33 protein-coding genes are annotated in these 26613 nt (G+C 68.1%); 20 read left to right on the plus strand and 13 right to left on the minus strand.

The features are described from left to right. The first annotated feature begins 73 nt into the window (after positions 1 to 73). Genes hemL through ABZ789_RS11630 form a run of 7 tightly spaced genes read left to right on the plus strand, consistent with a single transcriptional unit; the run spans position 74 to position 7228 of the window. Positions 74 to 1399, plus strand: a complete 1326-nt coding sequence (gene hemL / locus ABZ789_RS11600) for a glutamate-1-semialdehyde 2,1-aminomutase (RefSeq protein WP_358423584.1) — start codon at positions 74 to 76, stop codon at positions 1397 to 1399. Positions 1400 to 1455: 56 nt separating this feature from the next. Further along, entirely contained in the window at positions 1456 to 2106 is a 651-nt protein-coding gene (locus ABZ789_RS11605) for a histidine phosphatase family protein (RefSeq protein ID WP_358423587.1), read from the plus strand. Continuing rightward, entirely contained in the window at positions 2103 to 2708 is a 606-nt protein-coding gene (locus tag ABZ789_RS11610) for a TlpA disulfide reductase family protein (protein WP_358423590.1), read from the plus strand. Before ABZ789_RS11605 ends, ABZ789_RS11610 begins: the two co-directional genes overlap by 4 nt. Positions 2709 to 2710: 2 nt before the next feature. Next, positions 2711 to 3529, plus strand: coding sequence for a cytochrome c biogenesis CcdA family protein (locus tag ABZ789_RS11615; RefSeq protein ID WP_358423593.1), 819 nt, complete (start codon positions 2711 to 2713; stop codon positions 3527 to 3529). Further along, a complete protein-coding gene (locus ABZ789_RS11620; protein WP_358423596.1) occupies positions 3526 to 5193 on the plus strand; it encodes a cytochrome c biogenesis protein ResB in 1668 nt (555 codons plus the stop codon). The genes ABZ789_RS11615 and ABZ789_RS11620 overlap by 4 nt, the downstream gene beginning before the upstream one ends. After that, positions 5193 to 6179, plus strand: a complete 987-nt coding sequence (gene ccsB, locus ABZ789_RS11625) for a c-type cytochrome biogenesis protein CcsB (RefSeq protein WP_358423599.1) — start codon at positions 5193 to 5195, stop codon at positions 6177 to 6179. Before ABZ789_RS11620 ends, ccsB begins: the two co-directional genes overlap by 1 nt. Positions 6180 to 6229: 50 nt before the next feature. Continuing rightward, a complete protein-coding gene (locus ABZ789_RS11630) occupies positions 6230 to 7228 on the plus strand; it encodes a MinD/ParA family protein (RefSeq protein ID WP_358423602.1) in 999 nt (332 codons plus the stop codon). On the opposite strand, the gene ABZ789_RS11635 is transcribed toward ABZ789_RS11630, so the two are convergent. Together ABZ789_RS11635 and ABZ789_RS11640 are read right to left on the minus strand one after the other, a co-directional pair. Further along, positions 7210 to 7413 carry a hypothetical protein gene (locus ABZ789_RS11635; RefSeq protein WP_358423605.1) on the minus strand — a complete coding sequence of 68 codons (204 nt, stop codon included), beginning with the start codon at positions 7411 to 7413 and terminating at the stop codon, positions 7210 to 7212. The two genes, ABZ789_RS11630 and ABZ789_RS11635, sit on opposite strands and share 19 nt — an antisense overlap. Before the next feature lie 185 nt (positions 7414 to 7598). Then, positions 7599 to 7808 carry a BldC family transcriptional regulator gene (locus ABZ789_RS11640; RefSeq protein WP_006552323.1) on the minus strand — a complete coding sequence of 70 codons (210 nt, stop codon included), beginning with the start codon at positions 7806 to 7808 and terminating at the stop codon, positions 7599 to 7601. Between the two features lie 211 nt (positions 7809 to 8019). On the opposite strand from ABZ789_RS11640, the gene ABZ789_RS11645 reads away from it, so the two are divergent. The 4 genes from ABZ789_RS11645 (at position 8020) to ABZ789_RS11660 (ending at position 10441) form a co-directional block, all read left to right on the plus strand. After that, a complete protein-coding gene (locus ABZ789_RS11645) occupies positions 8020 to 8400 on the plus strand; it encodes a DUF4229 domain-containing protein (protein WP_358423609.1) in 381 nt (126 codons plus the stop codon). Continuing rightward, positions 8397 to 9494, plus strand: coding sequence for a PLP-dependent cysteine synthase family protein (locus ABZ789_RS11650; RefSeq protein ID WP_358423612.1), 1098 nt, complete (start codon positions 8397 to 8399; stop codon positions 9492 to 9494). Before ABZ789_RS11645 ends, ABZ789_RS11650 begins: the two co-directional genes overlap by 4 nt. A gap of 159 nt (positions 9495 to 9653) precedes the next feature. Next, the gene (locus ABZ789_RS11655; RefSeq protein ID WP_358423615.1) at positions 9654 to 9869 is read left to right on the plus strand and encodes a helix-turn-helix domain-containing protein; all 216 of its coding nucleotides are present in this window, start codon (positions 9654 to 9656) and stop codon (positions 9867 to 9869) included. A 5-nt stretch (positions 9870 to 9874) separates the two neighbouring features. Next, entirely contained in the window at positions 9875 to 10441 is a 567-nt protein-coding gene (locus tag ABZ789_RS11660; protein ID WP_358423618.1) for a Clp protease N-terminal domain-containing protein, read from the plus strand. 12 nt (positions 10442 to 10453) lie between these two features. On the opposite strand, the gene ABZ789_RS11665 is transcribed toward ABZ789_RS11660, so the two are convergent. After that, complete coding sequence (locus tag ABZ789_RS11665) at positions 10454 to 11437, minus strand: hypothetical protein (protein WP_358423621.1); 984 nt, start codon at positions 11435 to 11437, stop codon at positions 10454 to 10456. Between the two features lie 113 nt (positions 11438 to 11550). Here ABZ789_RS11665 and ABZ789_RS11670 point away from each other — a divergent pair, with 113 nt between their 5' ends. After that, entirely contained in the window at positions 11551 to 11940 is a 390-nt protein-coding gene (locus tag ABZ789_RS11670; RefSeq protein WP_358423624.1) for a phage holin family protein, read from the plus strand. Between the two features lie 28 nt (positions 11941 to 11968). Here ABZ789_RS11670 and ABZ789_RS11675 read toward each other — a convergent pair whose 3' ends face one another. The 7 genes from ABZ789_RS11675 to ABZ789_RS11705 form a co-directional block, all read right to left on the minus strand. Then, positions 11969 to 12838, minus strand: a complete 870-nt coding sequence (locus ABZ789_RS11675; RefSeq protein WP_358423627.1) for a 1,4-dihydroxy-2-naphthoate polyprenyltransferase — start codon at positions 12836 to 12838, stop codon at positions 11969 to 11971. A 47-nt stretch (positions 12839 to 12885) separates the two neighbouring features. Continuing rightward, entirely contained in the window at positions 12886 to 14031 is a 1146-nt protein-coding gene (menE, locus tag ABZ789_RS11680; protein ID WP_358423630.1) for an o-succinylbenzoate--CoA ligase, read from the minus strand. Continuing rightward, entirely contained in the window at positions 14028 to 14327 is a 300-nt protein-coding gene (locus tag ABZ789_RS11685) for a DUF3349 domain-containing protein (protein ID WP_358423633.1), read from the minus strand. The genes menE and ABZ789_RS11685 overlap by 4 nt, the downstream gene beginning before the upstream one ends. 12 nt (positions 14328 to 14339) lie before the next feature. Beyond that, on the minus strand, positions 14340 to 14600 hold the full coding sequence (locus ABZ789_RS11690) for a hypothetical protein (protein WP_358423635.1): 261 nt from the start codon (positions 14598 to 14600) through the stop codon (positions 14340 to 14342). Then, positions 14597 to 15778 (minus strand): inorganic phosphate transporter, encoded by a 1182-nt coding sequence (locus tag ABZ789_RS11695; protein WP_358423638.1) that lies wholly within the window; start codon positions 15776 to 15778, stop codon positions 14597 to 14599. The genes ABZ789_RS11690 and ABZ789_RS11695 overlap by 4 nt, the downstream gene beginning before the upstream one ends. 193 nt (positions 15779 to 15971) lie before the next feature. Further along, positions 15972 to 16355, minus strand: coding sequence for a VOC family protein (locus ABZ789_RS11700; protein WP_358423641.1), 384 nt, complete (start codon positions 16353 to 16355; stop codon positions 15972 to 15974). 1 nt (position 16356) lies between these two features. After that, complete coding sequence (locus tag ABZ789_RS11705) at positions 16357 to 16803, minus strand: hypothetical protein (protein ID WP_358423643.1); 447 nt, start codon at positions 16801 to 16803, stop codon at positions 16357 to 16359. A 184-nt stretch (positions 16804 to 16987) separates the two neighbouring features. Between ABZ789_RS11705 and ABZ789_RS11710 the strand changes: the two genes are divergently transcribed. Further along, the gene (locus tag ABZ789_RS11710; protein WP_358423646.1) at positions 16988 to 17284 is read left to right on the plus strand and encodes a DUF4193 domain-containing protein; all 297 of its coding nucleotides are present in this window, start codon (positions 16988 to 16990) and stop codon (positions 17282 to 17284) included. A gap of 77 nt (positions 17285 to 17361) precedes the next feature. On the opposite strand, the gene ABZ789_RS11715 is transcribed toward ABZ789_RS11710, so the two are convergent. Continuing rightward, a complete protein-coding gene (locus ABZ789_RS11715; RefSeq protein ID WP_358423649.1) occupies positions 17362 to 18255 on the minus strand; it encodes a 1,4-dihydroxy-2-naphthoyl-CoA synthase in 894 nt (297 codons plus the stop codon). A 64-nt stretch (positions 18256 to 18319) separates the two neighbouring features. Between ABZ789_RS11715 and ABZ789_RS11720 the strand changes: the two genes are divergently transcribed. The 3 genes from ABZ789_RS11720 to ABZ789_RS11730 all read left to right on the plus strand — a co-directional run bounded on the left by ABZ789_RS11720 (position 18320) and on the right by ABZ789_RS11730 (position 20458). Then, positions 18320 to 18952: a PaaI family thioesterase gene (locus tag ABZ789_RS11720; RefSeq protein ID WP_358423652.1), complete on the plus strand. Its 633-nt coding sequence runs from the start codon at positions 18320 to 18322 to the stop codon at positions 18950 to 18952. Continuing rightward, positions 18949 to 19944 carry an o-succinylbenzoate synthase gene (locus ABZ789_RS11725; protein ID WP_358423655.1) on the plus strand — a complete coding sequence of 332 codons (996 nt, stop codon included), beginning with the start codon at positions 18949 to 18951 and terminating at the stop codon, positions 19942 to 19944. Before ABZ789_RS11720 ends, ABZ789_RS11725 begins: the two co-directional genes overlap by 4 nt. 73 nt (positions 19945 to 20017) lie before the next feature. Then, positions 20018 to 20458 (plus strand): hypothetical protein, encoded by a 441-nt coding sequence (locus ABZ789_RS11730; RefSeq protein WP_358423910.1) that lies wholly within the window; start codon positions 20018 to 20020, stop codon positions 20456 to 20458. Positions 20459 to 20579: 121 nt separating this feature from the next. Here the strand turns inward: ABZ789_RS11730 and ABZ789_RS11735 are convergent, their stop codons facing one another. After that, on the minus strand, positions 20580 to 21185 hold the full coding sequence (locus ABZ789_RS11735; RefSeq protein ID WP_358423912.1) for a flavin reductase family protein: 606 nt from the start codon (positions 21183 to 21185) through the stop codon (positions 20580 to 20582). A gap of 51 nt (positions 21186 to 21236) precedes the next feature. On the opposite strand from ABZ789_RS11735, the gene menD reads away from it, so the two are divergent. From menD to ABZ789_RS11750, 3 genes are all read left to right on the plus strand, one after another. Then, entirely contained in the window at positions 21237 to 22856 is a 1620-nt protein-coding gene (gene menD, locus ABZ789_RS11740; protein WP_358423658.1) for a 2-succinyl-5-enolpyruvyl-6-hydroxy-3-cyclohexene-1-carboxylic-acid synthase, read from the plus strand. After that, a complete protein-coding gene (locus tag ABZ789_RS11745; protein WP_358423661.1) occupies positions 22853 to 23302 on the plus strand; it encodes a DUF3592 domain-containing protein in 450 nt (149 codons plus the stop codon). The genes menD and ABZ789_RS11745 overlap by 4 nt, the downstream gene beginning before the upstream one ends. 88 nt (positions 23303 to 23390) lie before the next feature. After that, positions 23391 to 24089, plus strand: coding sequence for a demethylmenaquinone methyltransferase (locus tag ABZ789_RS11750; protein WP_358423664.1), 699 nt, complete (start codon positions 23391 to 23393; stop codon positions 24087 to 24089). A gap of 33 nt (positions 24090 to 24122) precedes the next feature. On the opposite strand, the gene ABZ789_RS11755 is transcribed toward ABZ789_RS11750, so the two are convergent. After that, positions 24123 to 25391, minus strand: coding sequence for a geranylgeranyl reductase family protein (locus ABZ789_RS11755; RefSeq protein ID WP_358423667.1), 1269 nt, complete (start codon positions 25389 to 25391; stop codon positions 24123 to 24125). A 115-nt stretch (positions 25392 to 25506) separates the two neighbouring features. On the opposite strand from ABZ789_RS11755, the gene ABZ789_RS11760 reads away from it, so the two are divergent. Further along, positions 25507 to 26553 (plus strand): polyprenyl synthetase family protein, encoded by a 1047-nt coding sequence (locus ABZ789_RS11760; RefSeq protein WP_358423670.1) that lies wholly within the window; start codon positions 25507 to 25509, stop codon positions 26551 to 26553. Positions 26554 to 26613 lie beyond the last annotated feature (60 nt).

The raw sequence follows: 26613 nt of genomic DNA on the forward strand, positions 1-26613 counted from the left end.
GGGAGAAATGACACACCAGGTTTGGTGAGGCGGATTTTTGGCAAATCTCGCGAAACTACGGACACTGGAAGTCGTGACTGCGACCCCCGATGCTTCGTCCACCCGCGACACCCGCTCCGCCGCACTCTTCCACCGGGCATCGAAGGTGACACCCGGGGGTGTCAACTCGCCGGTTCGCGCATTCGGATCGGTCGGTGGCAACCCGCCGTTCTTCGCCTCGGGAGCCGGTCCGCTGCTGACCGATGTCGACGGAAATACCTACGTCGACCTGGTGTGTTCTTGGGGCCCGATGATTCTCGGACACGCTCATCCCGCCGTCGTGGAGGCCGTCCGATCCACCGCTACGGCCGGCCTGTCCTTCGGTGCCCCCACCGAGGGCGAGGTCGAGCTCGCCGAGGAGATCGTCGCGCGCATCGCTCCCGTGGAGCAGGTCCGTCTGGTCAACTCCGGGACCGAGGCGACGATGAGTGCGGTACGGCTCGCGCGCGGATTCACCGGTCGCTCGAAGATCGTGAAGTTCGCAGGCTGTTATCACGGTCACGTGGACGCCCTGCTCGCCGAAGCCGGTTCCGGCCTTGCGACCTTCGGTCTGCCCACCTCGCCCGGCGTCACGGGCGCGCAGGCAGGTGACACCGTCGTCGTTCCCTACAACGACCTCGCCGCCGTGCGTGCCGTCTTCGAGGCGAACCCCGGCGAGATCGCGGCGGTGATCACGGAGGCTGCTGCCGGCAACATGGGCACCGTGCCGCCCGTGCCCGGTTTCAACGAGGGGCTGCGCGAGCTCACCCGTGAGCACGGCGCGTTGTTGATCATGGACGAGGTGATGACCGGCTTCCGCGCGAGCGCGACCGGCTGGTACGGCATCGACGGGGTCGCCGGCGACCTGATGACCTTCGGCAAGGTCATGAGCGGTGGCCTTCCTGCCGCTGCCTTCGGCGGTCGCGCCGACGTGATGGCCCACCTGGCCCCGAGCGGTCCCGTCTACCAGGCCGGAACCCTGTCCGGTAACCCGGTCGCCGTCGCCGCCGGCCTCGCGAACCTCCGTGCCGCGGACGCCGACGTCTACGCAGCGCTGGACCGCAACGCCGAGACTCTCGGCCGCCTGCTCGGTGACGCGCTCGCCGCAGAAGGGGTGCCGCACCGCGTCCAGTACGCCGGCACGATGTTCAGCGTGTTCTTCACCGAGGAGCCGGTGACGAATTACGAGCAGGCCAAGGCCGCGCAGACCTGGCGCTTCCCCGCCTTCTTCCACGCCCTGCTCGAGCGCGGTGTCTACGCACCCCCGAGCGCCTTCGAGACATGGTTCGTCTCGTCCGCGCTCGACGACGACGCCCTCTCGCGGATCGCCGATGCACTGCCGCATGCCGCGCGCGCGGCCGCCGCGGCGAGCGCGCAGTAGCCGTACCCCTCCCGACCAGACGAGCCCGCCCTCCCACACCCTCGAGGAACACCGACGTGACCGACGCCGCCCCGTCCGAGACCCGCACGATCGTGCACGTGCTACGCCACGGAGAGGTGCACAATCCCTCCGGAATCCTCTACGGTCGCCTGCCCGGTTTCCGGTTGTCGGTGACCGGCGAAGCACAGGCACGAGCGGTCGCGGCGTCGCTCGCAGATCACGACATCGCCCACGTGGTCGCGTCTCCGCTCGAGCGGGCGCAGCAGACGGCTGCTCCGATCGCCGAGAAGCACGGATTGCAGATCCGTACCGACGACAACCTCATCGAAGCCGCCAACGACTTCGAGGGCCTGAAGGTCTCTGTCGGCGACGGTGCGCTCAGCCGCCCGCGGCACTGGTGGAAGCTGCGCGATCCGTTCACCCCCTCGTGGGGCGAGCCCTACCTCCAGATCGCCCACCGAATGCTCGCCGCCGTGAACGCCGCCCGTGTGGCCGCGGTGGGGCGGGAAGCGGTGTGCGTGAGCCATCAACTTCCGGTGTGGACACTGCGCCGATTCCTCGAGGGCGAGCGCCTGTGGCACGATCCGCGCCGCCGCCAGTGCAGCCTCGCGTCGTTGACCTCGCTGGTCTACCAAGGCGACACCCTGGTCGACCTGGTGTACTCCGAGCCGGCCGGTGCCTCCGACCCGAACGTTCACGGCGCATGAGAAAGGCATTCCGAACGGCGGCTGCTGCGATACTCGGCGCCGTCCTTCTCACCTCCTGTGCCACCGGAGACGACGCCGTCGCCACCGGCGGCACCTTCGACTTCGTCTCTCCCGGTGGCCAGACCCGGATCTTCTACGACCCGCCGGCCGAACGCGGCACCCTCGGTGAACTGTCCGGTGAGGACCTCATGAACGAGGGTGAAACCATCTCCCTCGACGATTTCGAGGGACAGGTGGTCGTCCTCAACGTCTGGGGCCAGTGGTGCGCACCTTGCCGCAGCGAGGCCGACGACCTCGAGCAGGTCTACGAGGCCACCAAGGATCTCGGGGTGGCGTTCCTGGGTATCAACGTCCGCGACAACCAGCGCGACAAGGCGCAGGACTTCGTGACCGACCAGCAGATCGGCTACCCGTCGATCTACGACCCGCCGATGCGTTCCCTGCTCGCCCTCGGACGGAACTACCCCACCTCGGTGGTGCCCACGACGGTCGTCCTCGACCGTGAGCATCGCGTCGCCGCGGTGTACCTGACCGAGTTGCTCGCCGAAGACCTGCAACCGGTCGTCGAGCGCGTCGCGGCAGAGCCGGATTCGGAGCGGTAATCGTGATCCTTGCGTCGGGAGTGGGGGAGACCTTCCAGAACGCGGCTCTGTCGGGCCCGTTGCTGCTGGCCATGGGCGCGTGCCTGCTGGCTGGCCTCGTCTCCTTCGCTTCCCCCTGTGTCGTCCCGCTCGTGCCCGGCTATCTGTCCTATCTCGCAGGAGTCGTCGGGGCGGAGGCTCCCGCGGTCACCGCCGAGCAGGCCGGTGCCCGCACGACGACCGTCCGCAGCGACGGGCGGCTCCGGGTGGCGGGCGCCGCAGCGCTGTTCGTCGCGGGTTTCACGGTGGTCTTCGTCCTGGCGACAGCCTCGATCTTCGGTGCGATCTCCGCGCTCGCCGTCAACCGCGAGTTGCTCATGCGTATCGGTGGCGTGATCACCATCGTCATGGGCCTGGTCTTCCTCGGTCTCATCCCGGCCTTGCAGCGCGACACGCGGCCGACGCCGCGGCGCATCTCCAGCCTGGCAGGAGCGCCGTTGCTCGGGGCGGTGTTCGCGCTCGGATGGACCCCCTGTCTCGGGCCGACCCTTGCCGGGGTGATCTCACTCGCCGCCGGTACGGAGGGTACGACCGCCGCTCGGGGTGTCGCGCTGATCGTCGCGTACTGCCTCGGTCTGGGCCTGCCGTTCGTCGTGCTCGCGCTCGGTTCGGCGCGCGCACTGCGGGGGGTCGGCTGGTTGCGGAGGCACGCGCGTACCGTGCAAATCGTCGGCGGCGTGATGCTCATGGCCGTCGGTATCGCTCTCGTCACCGGTGCGTGGGACCTGTTCGTGTCCTGGGTCCGGGACTCGTTCATCTCGGAAGTGGTTCTCCCCATATGACCGCGACAGACACCCCGACTCCCGCACCTCAGCCGTCGTCTCCGCCGCGGCAGAGCGCTGTCGGACGTGCAATGGCTCTCGTGCGCAACACCTGGCGCGGCCTGACCTCGATGCGGACCGCGCTGGTCCTGCTGTTCCTGCTCGCGCTCGCAGCGATCCCGGGTGCGCTCCTGCCGCAACGCAGCCTCAACGCCCAGAAGGTCGACGAGTACATCGCGGCCCGTCCGGCTCTCGGACCCATCATGGACCGGTTCGAGCTGTTCGACGTCTTCGGCAGCTTCTGGTTCACGGCCGTCTACGTGCTGCTGTTCATCTCGCTCGTCGGCTGCATCCTGCCGCGCTGTGTCGAGCATCTGCGCGCTCTGCGGACACCGCCGGTCGCCGCACCCCGCAACCTGAAGCGTCTTCCGCATCACGCGGAGACCACCGTGGACGAGACCCCCGATGCGGCCCTCGACCGCATCCAGGCGCAGCTGCGCGGATGGAAGGTCGTACGGCGCGAGGGCGACGCCCGGGGGCGCGACGGTGAGCTGACCCTGTCGGCGGAGAAGGGCTATCTGCGCGAGGCCGGCAACCTCGTCTTCCACATCTCCCTGGTCGGGCTGCTCGTCGCCGTCGCTGTCGGCAAGCTCTTCGGCTACGAGGGGCAGCGCATCCTGGTCGCGAACGGCGAGGAGTTCTGCACGACCTCCCCGGCTTCGTTCGACTCGTTCCGGGCCGGAACCACGCTGGACGGGACCGGCCTCAATCCCCTGTGCGTGCGGGTGAACACCTTCGCAGCCGACTATCTCGACAACGGTCAGGCCGAGATGTTCACCTCCGACATCGAATACCAGTACGGCGAGGACCTCGTCACGAACACCTGGCGCGAGACGCAGCTGAAGGTCAACCATCCGCTGCGAGTGGGCAGCGACCGCGTCTACCTGCAGGGCCACGGATACGCCCCGACGTTCACGGTCACCTGGCCCAACGGTGAGACCCGCACCGAGACGCTGCAGTGGGCACCCGACGACGCGACGACCTTCCTCAGCAGCGGGGCGATGCGTTTCGACCCGCCCGGCGGGATGTTCCCCGACGCCGACGAGCGCCGGAAGAACCAGATCGCGATCGAGGGGCTGTTCGCCCCGACGGCGTCCTTCCACGGCACGCTGCTGACGTCGACCTTCCCGGCGATGCTCGACCCGGCCGTGGCGATCGACGTCTACAAGGGCGACTCCGGCCTCGACACCGGCAACCCGCAGTCCCTGTTCTCGCTCAACAAGGAGCTGATCAACCAGGGCCGCCTGGTGAAGCAGGACCGCGTCAATCTGCGGCCGGGGGAGAGCGTGACGCTCGCCGACGGCACGCAGGTACGGTTCGACAAGGCCACCGATTTCGTCAACCTGCAGGTCTCGCACGACCCGGCCCAGCAGTGGGTGCTCGTCGCGGCGATCTTCATGATGGGCGGACTGCTCGTGTCGCTGCTGGTCAAACGACGCAGAGTGTGGGCGCGGGCGTACCCGGACGGTACAGTGAACGACGGCGAACGACGAACCGTAGTAGAACTCGGCGGTCTCGCACGAACCGATCAGGCCGGATGGGGCGACGAGTTCGACCGGTTGGTCGAGCGCCTTCTCGGCGATGATGCACCCTCCGCCCAGGCGGCACAGGAGAAGAAGAACTGATGACAGAGAACGACACCCTCGCGCAGTACAGCGACTGGGCTTTCGAGTCGGCCTTCGCTGTGCTCGTGCTGGCTCTGGTCCTGCTCATCGCCGAGTACGCGACCTACCGGGCCGACGTCGTGGCGGAGCGCGAACGTGAACTCGTGGCCGCCGGCAAGCAGGCTCCTGCGAGCGTGGAGCGCGCGGCCGGGCCGGGCAGGATCGAGCAGACACCGAAGCGCAGCCTGTCGCAGCGTCTCGGCAACATGGGACGCGCGCTCGTCGTCGTGGTCGCCGGACTGCAGGTCGCCTCGATCGTGCTGCGCGGGCTGGCCACCGAGCGTTTCCCGCTCGGCAACATGTACGAGTTCGTCTCGATGGCGTGCACCGCAGCGGTGATCTTCGGGTTGATCGTCCTCCGTAAGCCCGCCTACCGGATCATGTGGGTGTACCTGCTGGTGCCGGTGCTGATCCTCATGTTCCTCGCTGCGACGGTGCTCTATGCCGACGCTGCCCCCGTGGTTCCCGCGCTCCGGTCCTTCTGGCTGCCCATCCACGTGACGATCATCAGTGTCGGCAGCGGCATCTTCCTCGTCTCGGGTGTCGCGAGCGTGCTGTTCCTGCTGCGCATCCGCTTCCCGAAGGGCGAGGCACGCAGCGGTGTGCTCGCGGCGATCGCCGAGCGACTGCCCGACGCCCAGACCCTCGACCGGCTCGCCTACCGCACCACGATCATCGGTTTCCCCCTGTTCGGCGCAGGCATCATCCTCGGCGCCATCTGGGCCGAGGCCGCATGGGGACGATTCTGGGGCTGGGACCCGAAGGAGACGGTCTCGTTCATCTCGTGGGTCGTCTACGCCGCCTATCTGCACGCGCGTGCGACCTCCGGTTGGCGGAACACCCGCGCGGCGTGGATCAACGTCGTCGGTTTCGTCACGGTGCTGTTCAACCTGTTCATCATCAACATGGTCGTCTCGGGCCTGCACTCGTACGCCGGACTCAACTGAGACTGCTATCGTCGCGCCGTCGTCCATGACAGTCGGCGGGGGGAGAACAGGTGGATGCGGCCGGCATCGATTCGTCGGGGCTCGACGCGAACTCGTTGAACGCGACGGCGCTGGACTCGTCGCTACTGGTACGCCCGATCGCGGCCCCACCGAGAAAGGGCTGGCGGCGCGTGGTCTACCGCGCAACCGGCGGCCGCGTCCACATGGGAGAGAGCGCCCGGCAACAGCGCAAGGACGAACTGGCCGAGCGGGTGCGTGCACCGCTGCACGGCTGCTACCGGATCGCTCTGCTCAGCCTCAAGGGCGGAGTGGGGAAGACGACCACTACGGTCACTCTCGGCTCGACGTTCGCCGACCTGCGCGGTGATCGGATCGTGGCGGTCGACGCCAATCCGGACCGCGGCACGCTGAGTCAGAAGGTCGCCGGACAGACACCGGCCACCGTACGAACACTGTTGCGGGACGAAGCGCTGCTCGAGACGTATGCGGACGTCCGGGCCTACACCTCACAGAACGAGCATCGTCTCGAGGTGCTCGCCTCCGACACCGACCCCGCTGTCTCGGAGGCGTTCAGCGCCGACGACTACGAGCGCACGCTGGCGCTGCTCGAGCGGTTCTACAGCATCGTCCTCACCGATTGCGGCACCGGGCTCATGCACTCGGCCATGAATGCGGTCCTCGAGAAGACCGACACGCTGGTGGTGATCAGCTCCGGTTCGGTGGACGGTGCCCGCAGCGCATCGGCGACCCTCGACTGGCTCGACGCTCACGGTTATCGCGAACTCGTAGAGGGGTCGGTGGCCGTGGTCAACGCGGTACGTCCACGGTCGGGCAAAGTCGATCTCGATCTCGTGGTGCGCCATTTCGCACAGCGCTGCCGCGCCGTGCACGTCCTACCCTTCGACCCTCACCTCGAAGAGGGGGCCGAGATCGAATTGGAACGTTTGCAGTCGGGAACGCGCCGAGCGCTGCTCGGTCTCGCCGCCGATATCGCCGACGGCTTCGCGGTATCCCAGCGTCGTCCGGGCGGTCAGTCGCCCCGTTCCTGATCGGAATCCGTCGGACCCTCGCTGCCGCCGCGGCGACGGTGCACCTCCCGATCGACCTTCCACAGGAAGTCGGGGTCGTCGTCCGGTCCCACCACCCGTGTCGGAGGCCGCGAGGCGGGACCGTACGCCTTCCACAGCAGGACGGCGAGGGTCGCCGCACCTATGAGTGCCAACAGATAGAGCACGTTGCACCTCCTGGCCGTGGCAGTGCCGGACGTGGGTGTTCCCTTTCCGTACACTTCCGGCCGACGGCTACCGGCGACCGGATTGTCCACATTCTATGTGTGCGGAACCGGATCCGGCACGTGGGTTCCGTGGGGCGGGTGGCCGGGGTCCCGCATATGCACGCCGGAGATGCAGATCCTCGAATTCAGCGCGTCGCCTCCGTGGTGAGCGAGCGGAGGAGTGCGAGAACCTCGGACTCACGGAATCGGCGGTGGCCACCGGGCGTCCGCAGCGAGCCCAGCCGGCCTGCGTGAGCCCACCGGGTGACGGTCTTGGGGTCCACGTGGAACAGGGCGGCCACCTGTCCCGGGGTCAGCAGGGATTCCTTCGCGCCGTTGAAAGTGGGTGCGCTCATTGCGAATGTCCTCCCGGTTGTCGTGATCGAGTTTTTCGAGGTGATCGAGTTGTTCGATCGGGATGTCCATGCACATGGTGGCACCGATACCCCTGGTTGCTCGAACGGTCTACGGTTGGTAAAGCGGAGGTAATAGACAAAACGGACGAGTGTCCTACTCCGGGGAATCGACCGCGATTTCGCGCGCTCCGAGGCCGGTTAACCTGGACTTGTGAACGATGAACGCCGGAACGAACCCTCGAACACCTCCTCTCAGCGCACTCCGACTCCTCACGGCGAAGGCGCGACCGCAGCCGGTCGTCGGGCGGGGACGGGCTCCCTGATCAAGGATGTCGCGCTGTACTCGGTGGCCCGCCTCGCTCTCGTGGTAGTGCTCACCCTGCTCATTCTCTATGTTCCGCGCGTATTCGGTGTAGAAATCCCCCTCCTCATCGCGGCTCTGTTCGCGGTGCTCATCGCGCTGCCCCTCTCGCTCGTGCTGTTCTCCTCCCTCCGTCGCCGGGTCAACGAAGGCATCGCTGCGGTGGACGAGCGCCGTCGCACGGAACGCGCCGACCTCGAGAACCGCATGCGTGGCGAGAACGGTCGGTGACCGGCACCGGCGCGGTCGTCGATCGCAGCGCACCCCGGGGCTGGGTCGACGACGCCGTCCGTCTCATCGAGGCCGACGCTCAACGCAGTGCCGACACCCACCTGCTGCGCTACCCACTGCCGGCCGACTGGAAGATCGATCTGTATCTGAAGGACGAGTCGACGCACGTCACAGGCAGTCTCAAGCATCGTCTGGCACGCTCGCTGTTCCTCTACGCGCTGTGCAACGGGTGGGTCCGCGAGGGGACACCGATCATCGAGGCGTCGTCCGGTTCCACCGCCGTGAGCGAGGCGTACTTCGCGCGGCTTCTCGGCCTCGATTTCGTGGCCGTGGTGCCGCGCCGTACGTCGCCGGCCAAGGTCGCGCTCATCGAGGCGCAGGGTGGCCGGTGCCACTACGTCGATCGCCCGCCGGAAATCTACAGCGAGGCACAGCGCCTCGCCGACGAACTCGGTGGCTGTTTCCTGGACCAGTTCACCAATGCCGAGCGGGTGACCGACTGGCGCGGAAACAACAACATCGCCGAAAGCATCTACTCGCAGATGCGGCTCGAGCGTCATCCCGTCCCCGAATGGATCGTGGTGGGAGCGGGGACCGGCGGGACGAGCGCGACCCTCGGCAGGTACATCCGTTATCGCCGGCACCGCACGCGCCTCGCGGTCGTCGATCCGGAGAATTCCGCCTTCTTCGGCGGTTACGAGACGGGATCGGCGGACTTCACCACGGGCATGCCCTCGCGCATCGAAGGGATCGGACGGCCACGCGTCGAACCCTCCTTCGTGCCGGAAGTCGTCGACCGGATGATCCGCGTGCCCGACGCGGCGTCGATCGCCGCCATGCGCCACGCGAGTGCCCTGCTCGGACGTCGCGTGGGTGGGTCCACCGGCACGAATCTGTGGGGAGCCTTCGGGCTGATTGCGGAGATGCTCTCGGACAGTCGAGAGGGGAGCGTCGTCACCCTGCTGTGCGACGGCGGTGAGCGCTACACCGGCACCTACTTCTCCGACGAGTGGGTCGCTGCGGAAGGCATGGATCTGGGCGCTCCCCTCGCGAGGCTCGAGAAGTTCACGGCCACCGGGCAGTGGTCCTGGTAAAGCGGGTCCTGGTAAAGCGGGTCCTGGTAAAGCGGGTCCTGGTAAAGCGGGTCCTGGTAGAGCGGGCCCTGGTGAAGTGACGGCGCGATAGGGCGGGGCGCGCGAATTCGGGTGTCAACTTTTGTTGACGCGCCTTCGGTGTCAATTTATATTGACAGTATGAGTGAAGCCACCACCCTCGCCGCCGCTGCCGCGAGTTCCGATCCCGCAGTGGGCCTGCGAGCCGTACGCGCCCTGCGTCGGCTGCTGGAACGGCTCGAAGAGGTTCAGGTTGCCAACGCTCGCGAAGGAGGCTGGTCCTGGCAGGCCATCGCCGACGAACTCGGGGTCAGCCGACAGGCGGTACACCAGAAACACAACCGGAAGCGCAGGTGATCGACATGTTCGAACGATTCGCCGACAATGCCCGATCCGTCGTCGTTGCAGCGCAGCAGGAGGCCGTCCGGGTCCACGAGCCCCGCATCGAGGCGTCGCACCTGCTCGTCGGGGCGGCCATCGCTGCGGACGAACCGCTCCGGGCGCTGCTCGGAGAGGCCGGGCTCACGGTCGACGTTCTCCGCTCCGAGCGCGCCGCACGCGCCGACGACGACTCCCCGTTCGGAGCCGAGGACGCCGCGGCGCTCGAAGCGATCGGCATCGATCTCGACGAGGTCCGGGCCCGTCTCGAAGCGACCTTCGGCAAGGGGGTACTCGACCGGGGAAGCGCAGGCCGGCGAGGTCTCGCGAGCCGGTTCGGACATATTCCGTTCGACCGGGCAGCGAAGAAATCTCTCGAACTCGCGCTCCGCGAGGCGATCGCGCGCCGCGAACGCGTCATCCGGGCCGAGCACATCCTGCTCGGACTGTTGCGCAGCGACGATCCGTCGACCACCGCCCTCGTCGAAGCCCGAATTCCGCGCGAGCAACTTCGGCAGCGGCTGAACACGCACCTCGACACCGCTGCCTGACCTTTCGGTCGCTCAGACGTCCGAGCGGGAACGCCGGGACGGTTGCTCCGGCGCCGCGATCGGGAGAACGACCGCCGCGACGAGCAGCATCGCGCCGATCGCGATCACCGCATACGGCCACCACTGCCGATCGGCCGTCGCGACCACCGGGTCGGGCTGAGCCTCGGCGGCACCGGCCGCGGTCCGAGGAAGCGCCTCGGTGGCCGAGCGGACGTTGTCTGCGATGCCTCCCACCACATCGGCCACCGGCCCGACACCGTCGACGAGTTGTCCGGTACCGTCCGTCAGCGCCCGCCCGCCGTCGTCGAGAAGCACGAGGCCGTCCCGGAGCTGCTGTGACCCGTCGGCGGCCTGCGCCATACCGGCGACGAATCGGGCATTCGGATCGGTGAGTTCGTAGGCGAGTTGCCGGGCTCCCTCCCGCAACTGCGCGAGCTGGCCGAGGGTGTCCGGGCCGAGGCCTTGCGTGTCGAGCGTCTCGACGAGCTCGCGCACCTGTGCGGCCGCGTTCCGCGAGACCGGGTCCGGCGAGACGCCGAGCGTATCGGCGACGGCGCTGAGACGGGTGGTCACGTCGCCCTGCATCTCACCGAAACCCGAGAGCCGCCCGACGACCTCGTCGACCCCGCCGCTGACCTGGCGCGCACCGTCACCCAGCAGGTCTACACCGCCGTCGAGTTCCCCGAGCCCTGCAGCGAGTTGCTCCCCGCCCTCGCGAGCCTGCCGGAGGCCGTCCGAGAGCTGGTGGGCACCGTCGTTCAACTGGGTGCTTCCCTCGGTGAGTTGCCCGACGCCGCCGTCGAGCACGGACAACGGCAGTCCGGCTCGCTGAAGGTTGCTGCGCGCCGCGTCGACTCCCTCCGTCGAGGGGGCGGTCTCTTCCGAAACCGCGACGACCGTCGTCTCCGGAGTGTCGAGCCAAGCAGATATCGAGCCCGTGACCACGAGGAGCAGGCCGGTCAGGGAGAGGACCAGAGGGAGAAGACGTGAACGCACGCCCGTCGACGCTACCGACCCTCATCGAGCCGACTCCCAGTGGGGAGGGGCGCCCCCACCGGCGTCCGTTTCGACCGTTCCGGCGGTCAGCTCACATGTGCCACAGTGGCACCATGATTTCTCTGATACTACGGCTGATCATCAACGCCGTCGGGTTGTGGCTCGCGGTCGAACTCGTCGACGGAATCGATTTCACGGACCCGGCGGGCACGACCGACACGACGCGCAGGATCATCACCCTCGTCGTCCTCGCGCTCATCTTCACCGTCGTGAACGCCCTCGTGAAACCGCTCGTGAAAATGTTGTCGCTGCCGCTGGTGATCCTCACTCTGGGGCTGTTTCTGCTGGTCGTCAACGCCCTGATGCTCCTGCTCACCGCCTGGCTCAGCGGCTTCACCGAGTACGGCCTCACCATCAGCGGCTTCTGGCCGGCGCTGTGGGGCGGCATCATCATCGCCATCGTGAACTTCGTCCTCGGCCTGGTCGTACCCGACCGGGATTGATCGCGTGCGCCGCCGAACCCGCGCGAGGTCAGCCGAAGGCCAGCGCGGGCGCGGTGGCCACCGCCCACACCAGCATCGCGACGCCCGAATCGCTCAGCGCCGGGATCAGGGCGAGCCCGAGTGCCCCGGCACGCACCGGCCGATGGGCCCGGATCGCGAACGGAGCCGCGAGGAAGCCTGCGAGCGCCCACGGCGTCGCGGCGACCAGCAGGAGCGACATCACGAACGGCACGACGACGAGGACGAGGTGGAGCGTACGGGTCCTCGGATCACCCAACTTCACCGCGAGGGTCCGCTTGCCGGTTTCCGCATCGGTGGCGATGTCGCGGAGGTTGTTCGTCACGAGCACCGCCGTCGACAGCGAACCGACGGCGACCGCACACGCCAGACCCACCCAGTCGACGCTGCCGGCCTGCACGAACTGTGTCCCCAGGACCGCTACGAGGCCGAAGAACACGAATACGCCGATCTCCCCGAAACCGCTGTAGCCGTAGGGATTCTTCCCGCCCGTGTAGTACCAGGCGCCGGCGATGCAGAGCGCACCGACGAGGACGAGCCACCATGCGGTGGTGACCGCGAGCGCGAGACCCGCGACCGCCGCGATGCCGAAGCACACGAAGGCCGCCCGTTCGACCGCACCCGGGCTCGCAGCTCCCGAACCCACCAGCCGCATCGGCCCGACCCGTTCGTCGTCGGTACCGCGGATACCGTCGGAATAGTCGTTGGCGAAGTTCACGCCGATGATCAGGCCGAGCGCCACGACGAGTGCCAGCAGCGCCTTCCACCACACGGCCTCTCCGAGCGCCGCGGCGGCACCGGTACCTGCCAGGACCGGCGCTATCGCGTTGGGGAGTGTGCGCGGACGAGCGCCTTCGATCCATTGACCAGCCGTTGCCATGAACCGATCTTTGCACTCGAGCCGGGGCGGCGAGTGGCGCGCACCCGTCAGGAGAAGCGCGATACCAGGGTGTGGCGGTCCACCTTGCCCGGTCCGCGCAGGGGCAGCGCATCGACGAGCCGCAGTTCACGAGGTGCCGCGGTCGCGTCGAGCGTGGCTTCGACGTGCGTGCGCAATTCCTCCAGCGTCGGCGCGGCGCCGGGCGTGGGCACCACGACCGCCGCTACCCGCTGCCCGAGTCGTTCGTCGGGCAGACCGACCACCGCGACCTCCCGCACACCCGGATGCTCGGCGAGGACGGTCTCGACCACCTGGGGAACCACCGTGAGTCCACCGGTCGAGATGGCCTCGTCCAGTCGTCCCAGGATGCGCAGGACCCCGTCCTCGAGGATCCCCGCGTCGTCGGTACGGAACCAACCGGGTTCGGCGAAGGCCGGATGGTCGGGAAGACCCCGATAGCCCGATGCGAGGGTCGTGCCCCCGAGCCACACTCGCGAGTCGGCGTCCACGCGGATGTGCACGCCGTCCAACGGAACGCCGTCGTAGACACAGCCGCCGCACGTCTCGCTCATGCCGTAGGTGCGTACGACGGTGATGCCGGCCGCACGGGCTCGTTCCAGAACCGGTAGCGGGGTCGCGGCACCGCCGAGCAGGATCGCGTCGAGACGTGCGAGCGCTGCGGTGGCGTCGGGATGGTCGAGGGCTTTGATCAGCTGAGTGGGAACCATCGAGCTGTACCGCCGCGGTCCCGGCATGGCGTCCACCGCCGCGGGAAGGTCGCCGGGATCGAAACCGGCGGACACGTCGACGACCACGGGTTCGGTATCCGCGAGCACGCTGCGCAGCAGCACCTGCATCCCCGCGATGTGGTGGGCGGGCAGTGCGAGTAGCCACGAGCCCCTTCCGCCCAGCCGGGAATGGGTGGCGTCACCGCTCGCGCGCAGCGCGTCCGGAGACAGCTGCGCTCCCTTCGGGATCCCGGTCGTACCGGAGGTCGCGACCACCAGCCCGACGCCTCCCGCGACCGGCTCACCGGGCCGCAGCGCGTCGCAGAGCCGGAAGGTCTCCCGGTCGTCCCCGGCCGGGACGGGGAGCAGCGCCGGGCCGTCGCCGCACAGCATCCGGTGCAGAGCGGGCAGGACGGTGCGAACAGCTGCCCCGGCCGGGACGGGAAGAAGTTCGAGTGTGGTCACAGATCGAATTGTGTCGTGTCCCATCCGCCGGCCTCGAGCTGGCGGCGGACACGGTCCACATCGTCGGACGACGGCATATTGTTGGTGATCTTGCTGATCAGGACGGCTATGTCGATACGGGTGATCGGGAGGTCACCGTCCTCGACGAGCGTGTCCGCGATCTGGGCGACCTCCTCGTCGGACAGGCGCCGCGCGAGGAGTGCGAAGAGCGGGACGTAGTCCTGCTCCGGTACCCCTTCGGGGTAGCCGGCGCGGAGCCACTCGACGATGGAAGCGAGAAACGGCGGGAGAGCCACCCGTCACCCCGATCAGAAGAGGTCGATGCCGAAGGTTCCGGCCAGGAAGTCGTCGGCCAGCAGGAGGATTCCTGCCAGGACGGCGCATGCCACGACAGCGAAGCACAGGACGGCTGCGGACTTGGCGGTCGGAGTCGGCGCGCCGTCGCTGCCGCGACCGGTGTCGAGCGCGCGTACCCCCAGGGCGAAGAGCGAGGGCAGACCGGCGCCGAGGAGCAGGCCCACGAGAACGACCTGCCACAACGAGTCGAGGGTGTGTGTCAACAGGTTCACGAGCGTCCTTCCCCGACGACCGTTCCGGAGGTCTCCGTCGCCGGGGCGCGCGAGTCGTCCCAGTCGGCGGTGACATTGGAGGCGTCGACCGGCTGCCGGCGCGAGCGGAGCCACATGAGCAGGGCCAGCGCACACAGGATGGCGAAGACCACGAGCACACCGGGCATGCCGCCGATCATATGGGCGATCGCCCAGCAGACTGCTCCGACGACGGCGGCACACGGCAGGGTGATCAGCCACGCGACCACCATGCGCCGCGCCACGGACCAGCGCACCTCGGCACCCTTGGTACCCAGTCCGGTGCCCAGGATCGATCCCGTGGCGACATGCGTGGTCGACAGCGGCAGACCGAAATGGCTCGAGGTGAGGATGATGGCAGCCGACGACGACTCGGCGGCCAGACCCTGCGGCGGGGCGATCTCGACGAGACCCTTGCCGAGGGTACGGATGATGCGCCACCCGCCGAGGTAGGTCCCCAGAGCGATGGCGACGGCACAGGCCACTTTGACCCAGAACGGCATCTCGGTCTCGGCGGTGATGCTCCCGTGCGCCACGAGGGCCAGGAAGATCACGCCCATGGTCTTCTGGGCGTCGTTGGTGCCGTGGGCGAGCGACATCAGGGACGCGGTACCGATCTGGCCCATCCGGAATCCCCGGTCGCGGTGCTCCGTGGAGACCGAGCGGGTCAGACGGTGCATCGACCAGATGCCCACCGTGGACACCAGAGCCGCGATGACGGGCGCGAGCACTGCGGGAAGCAGGACCTTGCCCAGCACTCCGTCCCACACCACGCCCTGGACGCCGATGGACGCCAGCGCCGCACCGACGAGTCCGCCGAACAGGGCGTGCGAAGAACTCGACGGCAACCCGAACAGCCAGGTCGCGATGTTCCAGAGGATTGCGCCCACCAGGCCTGCGAAGACGATGAGCAACAGATCGCTGCCACCGACGGTGTCGAGGTCGACGACACCCTTCGCGACGGTCGCCGCGACTTCCACGGAGAGGAAGGCGCCTACGAGGTTGAGAATCGCGGACAAAGTGACCGCGGTCTTGGGTTTGAGGGCGCCGGTGGCGATGGATGTCGCCATGGCATTGCCGGTGTCGTGGAAGCCATTGGTGAAATCGAATGCGAGGGCAGTGACGACCACCACCAGGAGCACGACGAACTCTGCGGTCACGTCTGTCGATTGTGGGGTAGCGGGCACGTGAATGTACAGCGACGGCACTGTGAACTCTGCGCCTCACCGACGGACTCCGGCGGTGGTTTCCGACTCCGACCATGAGCGGAGGCGAGAGCGGACCGTGGGGCTTGTGTGCAAGATCACCGCGCCCGGGGGATCGACCTCGCTTCGATCCGGGTATCGCTGTTCTTCAGCGGAGATCGCGGCGCAGGGGATGATCCTCGGGGATCTGGACCAGCACGATCGGAATCCCGTCGGGATCGGCGATCCACAACTCGTGCAGTCCCCAGGGCTCCTGCTGTGCGCCCCGGACGATGCGAACTCCCTTGACGGTCAGCTCGGCCTCTGCGTCGTAGACATCCCGCACCTGGAGCCACAACGCTCCGTGGAAGACCCCGTCGTTGTCGTCGGATCTGCCGTGCGCAGCGATCTCGATGAGCGACTGCCCCGCGAAGAAGACGGTTCCGGCGGGATACTCGCGGGCGACGGCCAGCCCGAGGGTCGAGCCGTAGAAGTCGAGGGTGGCCTCGTAGTCGCGCGGTCGGAGGATGGTGCGGCTGCTGAGAATTTCCACGTCACTGCCCCTCGAGCGGGCGGGCTTCGTGGTGACGCCGGCCGTGTGTGCGCCGCGACTCCTTCATCTCCGCTTCGAAGAGATGACGCCGGCCGCCGACGAGCTCGTCGCGCACCTGCTTCTCGAAGTTCCGGAAATCCGACCAGTAGCCGTCGTCGAACTCCTCGACGAGTTGGAAGGTCCATCGGCCCTCGACGATGTTGCGTCCGACGATCCCGGTGGCGAGCCGCTCGGCGATATCGGGGTGTCCGGCCTCGCGGAGCAGGTCCTCGGCGTCTCCGGCGTACAGGTCGGCACGGCCCATCAACTGGTGGAAGGCATAGAGGTGGCCGCGTGCCCGCTCGACGATCTCGAAGGCCTCCGAGAGTTTGCCCATCGCTTCCACGGTGGCGTCGGAGACACCATCCGGGCGTATGTGTGCGGTGCGCGGGGTCTGCCGGTCGCTCATGACCCCAAGTGTGCCCGAGAGCACAGATCTTGAACGTAACTCCACATATGCGTTTGACGAAGCTCCCATTGGGACATTACTGACGGCAACGGTGCCCATGACAGCACCGCCCCTGCCACAGCGACTCTGTCGCAGCCGAATTTCCGACTGCGCGATGCCGCCGAAAACGAGTGAGGAGATCTGCATGGCGACCGACTACGACGCTCCCCGCACCACCGACATCCTGGGTGGCGGTGGCACTGCCCTCGACGAGCTGGACCTGAAGCCCACGGTGGCCGCCGACACCGACGAGGGAGAGATCCTCGAGACCCTCGTCCTTCCCGGAGCCGACCTTTCTGCACTGTCGGCCGAGGAACTCTCGGTTCAGGTACTGCCGAAGCAGTCCGACGAATTCACCTGCATGGGTTGTTTCCTGGTCCAGCACCACAGCCGTCGCGCCGGCGTCGTAGGCGATCACGCGTACTGCCGCGACTGCGTCTGATCCCACAGTTCTCCACGCGACGAACCGTGGTCCGCATCCCTTCCGGGGAAAGCGGACCACGGTTCGTCGCGTGAGGATCAGTAGTAGTGCGGATAGGGCGACCAGTCGGGGTCACGCTTTTCGAGGAACGCATCGCGACCTTCGATCGCCTCATCGGTCATGTACGCCAGACGCGTGGCCTCACCTGCGAACAACTGCTGTCCCACCAGCCCGTCGTCCTGCAGGTTGAAGGCGTACTTCAGCATCCTCTGGGCTTGCGGCGACTTGCCGTTGATCTTCTGCGCCCACTCCAGTGCGACGTTCTCGAGGTCGTCGTGATCGACGACCTTGTTGACCGCTCCCATGTGGTGCATCTCCTCGGCCGTATAGGTGTCACCGAGGAAGAAGATCTCCCGCGCGAACTTCTGGCCCACCATCTTCGCAAGATAGGCGCTGCCGTAGCCACCGTCGAAGCTGCCCACATCGGCGTCGGTCTGCTTGAACCGGGCGTGCTCCCGTGAGGCGAGCGTGAGGTCGCACGTCACGTGCAGGCTGTGGCCGCCGCCTGCGGCCCATCCGTTGACCAGTGCGATCACAACCTTCGGCATGAATCGGATCAGCCGCTGGACCTCGAGGATGTGCAGTCGGCCGGCGCGTGCCTTGTCGACGGTGTCGGCGGTCTCACCGCTGGCGTACTGGTAACCGCTGCGGCCGCGGATGCGCTGATCGCCCCCCGAACAGAACGCCCAACCGCCGTCCTTCGGGCTCGGGCCGTTTCCCGTGAGCAGCACGACTCCGACATCGGAGGTGGTCCGCGCATGGTCGAACGCGCGGAAGAGCTCGTCGACCGTGTGCGGACGGAATGCGTTGCGCACCTCCGGACGGTCGAACGCGATGCGGACGGTGCCCTGCGTCACGTGCCGGTGATAGGTGATGTCGGTGAGGTTCTCGAACCCGGGTACCGGGCGCCACAGTTCTGGATCGAAGGTCACCTCGTCACCATAAAGGCCCGGGCACCGGTCCGCCGCGGCCTGCGGCCCGATAACGTGCACAGGCATGAGCGAGCAGACCGATCCCCGGGACGAGTACGAGCACCACGGTGGCTTCCCGGTCTACGAACCGGTCAAGGCCGGACCGAACTACGGTCGCTTCGTCGAGAGCTTCCGGCGGTTGCAGGACCTCATGGTGTCGACGAACCCGCCGGACGAGGTCGTCGACCGCGCCATCGAGCAGACCGAGGCCCTCGTCGATCTTCTCGCCGATCATGCCGTGTCCGAAGGGCGGTCGCCCGCCGGCTTCAACGTCGACCTGCCCGGCCGGGGCAGCTCGCTGCTCCTGCCGTGGACGATCGAGCGATACGGGCCGGACGGGGTCCGTGAACGCGGTGTCTTTCGTCGCTTCCACCTCGGGGGCAACGGTGCCGCGCACGGCGGAACACTGCCACTGCTGTTCGACGACCTGTTCGGCATGGTCATCCATGCGAACGGCCGTCCGATCGCCCGCACCGCGTATCTGCACGTCAACTACCGGAAGATCACCCCGATCGAGACCGAACTCGTGGTCGACGGCTGGGTCGATCGCGTCGAGGGGCGCAAGGCATTCTGCAAGGCCGAACTGCGCGACCTCGACGGAGCCCTGCTCGCAGACTGCGAAGCCCTGATGATCGAACTGTTGCCGGGCCAACCGTGAACACCCGGCTTCTGCCGTCCGCCGACGAACTCCTCGACGGAGCCGTCGTCGTCTCGCTGCCCATGCGGGTCCGCTTCCGGGGCATCACCGAGCGCGAGGTGCTCCTGTTGCACGGACCGGCGGGGTGGGGCGAGTTCGGACCGTTCCCCGAGTACGGCGACAGCGAGGCCGCGCACTGGTTGCAGTCGGCGGTCGAGGCGGCTTGGCAGGGCCACCCCGCCCCGCACCGATCGCGGATCGAGGTGAACGCGACGGTGCCCGCCGTCGGGCCGGAGCGGATTCCCGAGATTCTCGCTCGTTTCGACGGCGCACGTACCGCGAAGGTGAAGGTCGCCGAACCGGGCCAGGACCTCGCGCAGGATCTCGCCCGGGTCCGAGCCGTACGCGAGCACCTGCCGAACGTCCGGATCGATGCGAACGGCGGCTGGAGCGTGGACGAGGCCGTTCGGGCACTGACCGCGCTCACGGCGGACGGGCCACTCGAGTACGCAGAGCAGCCGTGCGCGAGCGTGCCCGAACTCGTCGAGGTTCGCCGGCGCCTTCCCGGGGTGCGTATCGCCGCGGACGAGAGCATCCGCCGAGCCGAGGATCCACTCCGCGTCGTGCGCGCCGGTGGAGCCGACGTCGCTGTCGTGAAGGTCGCGCCGCTCGGAGGAGTCCGGCGTCTCGTGGCCCTCGCCGACGAACTCGCCGGACAGGGTGTCGATGTGGTGGTGTCGAGCGCCCTCGACTCGGTGGTGGGTATCGCCAGCGGGCTCGCAGCCGCGGCCTCCCTACCTGCGCTTCCGTACGCTTGCGGTCTCGGCACCGGCGGATTCTTCGACGCCGATGTCGCTCCGCCGTTGCGCATCTCGGAGGGAGCGCTCGACCTCGCCACCGTCGCCCCGGATCCGGACATGCTCGCCGCCGTGCGAGCTGCGCCCGACCGGACCGAGTGGTGGTACGAACGCCTCAGGCGGTGCCGCAGCGTGCTCGCCGGATGCGGGCTGTGATGCGGCGGGATCGTCGTATATCGTTCCCCGAGTCCCAACAGTCACAAGTGTCACATCTACGGAGGCAGTGAAAGTGGTTGCAGCTCTGGGCGATGCCCTCCTCGGCGCCGACAAGTTCCCGGCGGTCAAGGCAGACGTCGAGGCCCTGATCGATGCAGAGGTGTCGGACAAGAAGGGTGCGTCCGGTCTTGCCCTCAAGGGCGGATACGCAGCAGTGAAGAAGGTTGGCCCGAACATCGTGCCGGGCGCTGTCGAAGGCCTGCTGCCCGAATTCGTCGAGAAGCTCCAGCCCTTCTGGGTGGAGTACGCGGGCAACGGATCGTTCGCCGATTTCCTGGTCGCTCGCGGTGAGACCGTCGCCGACGCTCTCCTCGGCGTGACCGACGAGCGCATCGAGGGCTCGTCGAAGAGCGCTGTGAAGAAGGTTTACGACTCGCTGCGCCCCTCGGCCAAGAAGCACGTCATCGAGGCGCTGCCGCGCGTGGGTGCTCTCATCCAGAAGCACGCCGGCTGATTCGTCGACGACAGGACGTCGCGGTCCCGAACCGGTTTCTCCGGTCGGTACCGCGACGTTCGTCGTTTCGCCCGGGTGACGTCTCGGCGACGTCCCGCCCCGCGTTCGCCGCGGGGCGACCTCAGACCGGGCTGCCGGGCCGCTCGAGTTTCCGCACCCGAGGGGTCAGACCCCATTCCGTCCGCCCCAGCCGGCTCGCCGCGCCGAGGGCCGCGAAGTCGGGCATGCCGTCCTCGGCCAGCACCTCCGGATCGACCGTCAGGGCAAGCACGTCGCCCATCACGACGAACGAATCGCCGACCTCGATCACGCGGCGCAACCGGCACTCGATCGATGCCGGCGCCTCGGCGACTCTCGGGGGCCGGACCCGCTCGCTCGGCTCGGCGTGCAGGCCCACCTCCGCGAACTCGTCGACGTCGTGGGAGAACGGCGCCGACGAGGCGTTGACCTGATCCATCAACCGCACAGTCGCGATGTTGATCACGAACTCGCCGGTCTGCTCGATGTTCCGCAGGCTGTCCTTCCGCCCCACGGATGTGAACTGGACGACGGGTGGGTTCGTACTGGCGACGGTGAAGAAGCTGTACGGCGCGAGATTGAACACACCGTCCTCCGACTCCGTCGACACCCACGCGATCGGTCGTGGGACGACGGTCGCGGTGAGAAGCCCGTAGAAGCGGCCCGGACTCGACTCGGTGGGATCGAATACTCTGCGCACGGCCTCCATTCTGACCACACCCGGACCGGCCGTGCTTCAGGCGCAACTACCCTGGACTCCGTGAATCCGTCCACTGCCCAGGCCACCGCTGTCGTAGACGAACTCGCCCGGGGTGGTGTCCGGGACGTCGTCCTGTGCCCGGGTTCGCGCAACGCGCCGCTTGCCTTCGCGCTCGAGGCCGCCGACAGAGCAGGACGACTCCGGCTGCACATGCGCATCGACGAGCGCACCGCCGGATTCCTCGCGATCGGTCTGGCGCTGTCGTCGGGGCGGCCGGTCCCCGTCGTCATGACCTCCGGTACCGCCGTGGCCAATCTTGCCCCGGCCGTGCTCGAAGCGAACTACGCCCGCGTCCCGCTGGTCGTGCTCAGCGCCAACCGTCCCTACGAACTGCTCGGATCCGGCGCGAATCAGACCGTCGAACAACTGGGGATGTTCGGAACCCAGGTGCGCGCGACGATCAGCCTGGGTCTCGCCGAGGGCATCGAACAGAACAGTCAGTGGCGTTCGGCGGTGTCACGTGTCCTCGCCGCCGCCCGCGGAACCCGCTCGGGCAACGCCGGACCGGTCCACTTCGACATCCCCCTACGCGAGCCCCTCGTTCCCGAACTCGACGCGAAGGGCCCGGAGCCCGAGGGGCGCCCTGACGGGAAGGCATGGACCACCACGGTGCATGCCACCCTCGACGTCCCGCTCGAGATCGAACTGACCCCGGACACGGTGGTGGTCTCCGGTCACGGTTCCGCCTACCGGCCGGAACTGTCGGGTCTGCCGACCGTCGCAGAACCCACCGCGCCGTTGCACGGCATCCCGCTGCATCCGATGGCGCTGCCGCACCTGAAGCCGCGCCAGGCGATCATCACCGGCCGGCCCACGCTGCACCGCCCCGTATCCAACCTGCTCGCCGACCCAGCGGTAACCGTGTACGCCCTGACCACCGGTCCACGCTGGCCCGACGTGTCGGGCAACGTGATCGCGACCGGCACCCGAGCCGTGGTGTCCGGAACGCCCGACGAGGCGTGGCTCGAACGCTGCCGGCAGCTGTCGGCCCACACCGACAAGGCCGTGCGCGCCCAGCTGGACGGACATCCGAAGGCCACCGGCCTGCACGTCGCCGCGGTGGTGACGGACGCGCTGAAGGAAGGCGACCAGCTGCTGCTGGGCGCGTCGAATCCGGTGCGCGACGCGGCACTCGTGAGTTACCCGAAGCCGGGTGTGAAGGTGCTGTCCAATCGCGGTGTCGCGGGGATCGACGGCACGGTGTCCACGGCGGTCGGCGCCGCACTGGCCTACGAGCAGGGACGGACCGTGGCGCTGCTCGGCGACCTGACCTTTCTCCACGATGCTTCGGGTCTGCTCCTCGGGCCCTCCGAACCGCGCCCGAGCAATCTCACCATCGTCGTCGCGAACGACGACGGCGGCGGCATCTTCGAACTGCTCGAACAGGGTGATCCGCAGTACGCGGGAGTTTTCGAGCGGGTCTTCGGCACACCGCACGGCATGGATCTCGCTGCGCTGTGCGCGGCTTACCGGATCCCGCACGAGAGAGTGGACCTGCAGGGCCTGGCCCTGGCTCTCGCGGACACCGCGGCGCCCCCCACGGGTATCCGCGTGGTCGAGGTGACGACCGATCGTGCGGGTTTGCGAGAACTCCACGCGGCGGTGCGGGCACAGCTGTGAGCGGACCCGAGCGCGCACGTCGCGCGGTTCTCGTCGTCGCCGTGGCGATCTCCGCGCTCGCGGTGATCCTCTTCCTCGGCGCCTTGCGCAACGACCACACCATCCGCTCGGACACGGGTACGGCCGTCGCGGAAGTACTGTCCGCGGGATCTCTCCGCTCGGCAGTGAGTTTCGTCACTCCCGACGGGGTCACGCACAACCCGGAACTGGGAATCCTGTACCCGACCGGACTGACCACGGGGCAGCGCATCGCTGTCGAATACGCACGCAGTGATCCGGATCTCGTGCGCGTGACCGGTCGCGATGCGCGCGTCGCGCTGGTGCCCACCGGCTCGGTGATTGTCGTCACATGGGCGGTGGCCGTGCCGATTCTGATGTTGATCCGGCGCAGAACCGCAGCGCCCGCGGACGACCTCGTGCCGAGGCGCGGAGACCCGCAGGTGTGACGAGCGGAACGACCCCGGGCCCGCACACGCCTCTCCCGGTGCCGCACGACGGGCGGTGTCCGGTAGGGGAGCGGGTAACGTTTCGGCCGTGGCAACAACTCACGGATCACGTGCGTCCCTGGACAAGGACCCGCGTGAGGTCGCGTCCATGTTCGACGGGGTGGCTGCACGCTACGACCTGACCAACACCGTCCTGTCGTTCGGTCAGGACCGCGGCTGGCGACGGGCGACGCGCGCGGCCCTGGACCTGAAGCCGGGAGAACGCGTTCTCGACCTCGCAGCGGGAACCGGAGTGTCCACGGTCGAACTCGGGCGGTCCGGCGCGTGGGTCGTGGCCACCGACTTCTCCAAGGGAATGTTGCAGGCCGGCGAGTTCCGCAACGTTCCCATGGTTGCAGGGGACGCGATGCGACTGCCGTTCGCCGATGCGGTCTTCGATGCTGCGACCATCTCATTCGGTCTGCGCAACGTCGCCGATCCGGACGAGGGTCTGCGTGAGATCGCGCGGGTGGTCAAGCCCGGCGGGCGCCTCGTGGTGTGCGAGTTCTCCACTCCCGTGCGAGAACCGCTGCGCACGGTCTACATGGAATATCTGATGCGGACGCTGCCGCGCGTCGCGCGGGCGGTCAGCAGCAACCCCGACGCCTACGTCTACCTCGCCGAGTCGATCCGGGCCTGGCCGAACCAGGAGCAACTCGCCCGGCGCATCGAGGCCGCGGGGTGGGCGGACGTGAAGTGGCGCAATCTCACCGGCGGAATCACCGCTCTGCACCACGCGGTGCGGTAGCGGCCACGCCTCGACCGGGCGGTGTGCAGCGACTCAGACGAACAGCGGTTGCCGATCCCATCGCATCGAGAAGTGACCACTCGTCCGCCATAGCCGGGCGACGAGGTCGGCGTCCTCATCGGTGACGAGGTTGCCCATCACCCGCACCGCAACCGACATGAGCATCCGCGACCGCATCGCGATCGGGCCCGTCGTCGGCAGGAACTTCGGAATCGTGAGCAGACTCGCGAGACGGCGCGCGGTGGAGAATGCGCGGCCGTAGTGCGAGCGCAGCATCTCGGGCCACAGAACGGTGAGGTCGTCCGCGTCGAGCAGCCCGGCGACCAGGCGACCGCCTTCGAGTCCGTAGTCGATGCCTTCGCCGTTGAGTGGGTTGACGCAGGCCGCGGCATCGCCGATCAGCGCCCAGTTCCTCCCCGCGACACCCGATACGGCTCCGCCCATGGGGAGCAGTGCCGATGCCACGCGCGTCACCTCTCCGAGTTCCCACTCGCTGCGGCGCTGGCGCGCGTAGAGGTCGATGAGCGGTCGCAGCGATCCCTTCGCGGGCCGCGAAGCGGTCGCGAGGGTTCCCACTCCCAGGTTCACCTCGCCGGTGCCGAGTGGGAACACCCAGCCGTAGCCCGGCTGGACGGCACCGGTGTCGTCGCGCAATTCGAGATGCGAGGTGATCCACGGATCGTCGCTGCGTGGGGAGCTGGCGTAGGCGCGCGCAGCCACGCCGTACGTGGTGTCGCGATGCCAACGGCGGCCGAGCACCTTGCCGAGCGGCGAGCGCACTCCGTCGGCCACGACGAGCATCCGGCAGGCGACGGTCCTCGGGCCCTCGGCCGTGTCGAAGACCACGCCGGTGACCCGGTCGCCGTCGCGTTCGACGTCGACGGCCTTCGTGCCGTCCACGGCGCGTGCACCGGAATCGAGCGCGACCTGCCGGATTCGGGCGTCGAGCTCGGTGCGGGGCACGGCGCTGCCCACCCGGGGGAACGACGACTCGGGCCACGGGAGTTCGAAGCGTCCCCCGAAGCCCTCGAGGCGCAGACCGCGATTGACGGTGCGTGTCCGCAGCCAGTCGCCGAGTCCCAGTTCGTCCAGTTCGGCGACGGCGCGTGGCGTCAGTCCGTCCCCGCAGGTCTTGTCGCGGGGGAAGGTTGCGGCGTCGACGAGCAGAACGTCGCGACCGTCTCGGGCAGCCCACGCGGCGGCAGCGGAACCGGCTGGACCGGCGCCGACGACGAGAACATCGGTAGTGTCGGGGACGCAGGACTGGGGTTGCCGCGGATCTCGCGCGGCGTGTTCGGCCACCACCGTTCCATCTTCTCAGGCCGCGATCGGCTGCCTCGACGAGGTGGACGGGGGACCGAACGACTAGGTTCACTACCGTGGAGTCGAGGCGACAGAACAGGATGGGTACGTCATCGTGAGCACTGAGGGGGCGGCACGCACCGCCGGTTCGGCCGATGCGGCGCCGAGCACCGTCGTGGCCGGTGTGGAACTCGGCGATCCGATCCTTGCTGCGACCGTCAGGGACGGCCTCGCGAGCGTCGAGAAACTCCTGGTCGACGAGCTGTCCGATGGTGAGGACTTTCTGACCGAGGCCGCACTGCACCTGGCGAAGGCGGGCGGCAAGCGGTTCCGGCCGCTGTTCACGATCCTCACCGCGCAGCTGGGGCCGCAGCCGACCGACCCCGCCGTGGTGACCGCGGCGACCGTCGTCGAACTCGTGCATCTCGCGACGCTGTACCACGACGATGTGATGGACGAGGCCACGATGCGGCGTGGGGCACCGAGCGCCAACGTGCGCTGGGGCAACAGCATCGCGATCCTCGCCGGTGACTATCTGTTCGCGCACGCCTCGCGGTTGGTGTCGACCCTGGGTCCCTCCGCCGTGCAGATCATCGCGGAGACGTTCGCCGAACTGGTGACCGGCCAGATGCGCGAGACGATCGGCGCACGCGCGAACGACGATCCGGTCGAGCACTATCTGCGGGTGATCTGGGAGAAGACCGGGTCGCTGATCGCCGCAAGCGGACGCTTCGGCGGTACCTTTTCGGGAGCCGACCAGGAACACGTCGAGCGCCTCGAGCGACTCGGTGATGCAGTGGGTACGGCTTTCCAGATCGTCGACGACATCATCGACATCTCGTCGGACACCTCGGAGTCGGGCAAGACACCGGGAACGGATCTCCGCGAGGGCGTGCACACCCTTCCCGTGCTCTATGCCTTGCAGGAGACCGGACCGGACGCCGACCGGTTGCGCGAACTGCTCGTCGGGCCTCTCGAGAACGAAGCACACGTAGCCGAGGCGCTGGAGTTGCTCGTGTCCTCGCCCGGGATGGCTGCGGCGAAGGCGACGCTCGCGACCTACGCCGAGCGTGCCCACACCGAGCTGGCCGCCCTGCCGCAGGGGCCGGCCAACGAGGCCCTGCGTCGTCTCGTGGACTTCACGGTCGCCAGGGTCGGTTAGACGGCCCTCGTGCACGTCGCTGCGGCGACGGCCGGGAACCGCACCGCGAGCTTGTTCGTT

Origin of the sequence: Rhodococcus sp. NPDC047139, from assembly GCF_040643435.1 — a bacterium.
Lineage (GTDB): Bacteria > Actinomycetota > Actinomycetes > Mycobacteriales > Mycobacteriaceae > Rhodococcus.